Here is an 849-nt window from a genome sequence, read left to right as displayed (position 1 = left end):
AACTACACCCAGCGTCTCGCCGAGGCCAACCTCGTGCCATCGGTCGGCAGCGTCGGTGACAGCTACGACTGTGAGAAGGTGCGTGCAGTCTGGAAGGCCTGACCCGTGCTTACGACTGACCACGTGTCATGGCGTTGATCTGTCGGCCCTCCAGGCTGCACCCGGGGCGCCGCGAGGCGTGACTTGATAGGAGCCTGAGGGAGTGCCGTCCCGTCACAGTCCTGTCCGCTCGCGAAGCGCCTTCGGGTTCCACCCGCCTGGAGGACCCGTATGCATGATATCACACCCGAGGCCGTCGTCATCGGCATCGACACCCATAAAGACGTTCACGTCGCCGTCGCGATCAACGGACTGGGTGTCCGGCTAGCCACCGCATCGTTCCCGGTAACCAGCGCGGGCTATCGCCAGGTGGTTAACTGGGCAACCGGGCACGGAACTGTGCATGCGTTCGGCATCGAAGGAACTGGCTCCTACGGGGCAGGCCTCGCACGTGCGCTGGCTGCGAAGGGCTTGCGCGTCATCGAGGTCGGCCGGGTCAACCGGCAGCTCCGACGCCGGCATGGCAAGACCGACACCGTGGATGCCGAGTCCGCCGCACGAGCCGTTCTTGCGGGTGAGGCCGACGGTGAGCCCAAATTCGGCGATGGCACCGTCGAAATGATCCGCCACCTCAAGATCGCTCGCGACACCGCGCTCAAGGCGCGAACACAAGCCATGGTCACGCTCAAGACACTGCTGGTGAACGCACCGCAACCCTTGCGCGAGCGGTTTATCGGCATGACCTGTGGACCGGCGTGCAAAAGGAACCCCGTAGCGGGTTGATCGGCGTCCAATCGGGACCCCTCATTC

General features: G+C 64.5%; 1 protein-coding gene. It reads left to right on the top strand.

The features are described 5' to 3' along the window. Positions 1 to 270 precede the first annotated feature (270 nt). Positions 271 to 822: an IS110 family transposase gene (locus IEX64_RS24290; RefSeq protein ID WP_229710739.1), complete on the top strand. Its 552-nt coding sequence runs from the start codon at positions 271 to 273 to the stop codon at positions 820 to 822. Positions 823 to 849: the final 27 nt, after the last annotated feature.

The organism is Novosphingobium indicum (assembly GCF_014645195.1).
GTDB classification, from domain to species: Bacteria; Pseudomonadota; Alphaproteobacteria; order Sphingomonadales; family Sphingomonadaceae; genus Novosphingobium; species Novosphingobium indicum.
This window is presented reverse-complemented; position numbering and strand designations above follow the sequence as displayed.

Bases quoted from the DNA above. Each gene is read 5' to 3' on its own strand.
- IEX64_RS24290 (WP_229710739.1), top strand. From the start codon at position 271: ATGCATGATATCACACCCGAGGCCGTCGTCATCGGCATCGACACCCAT.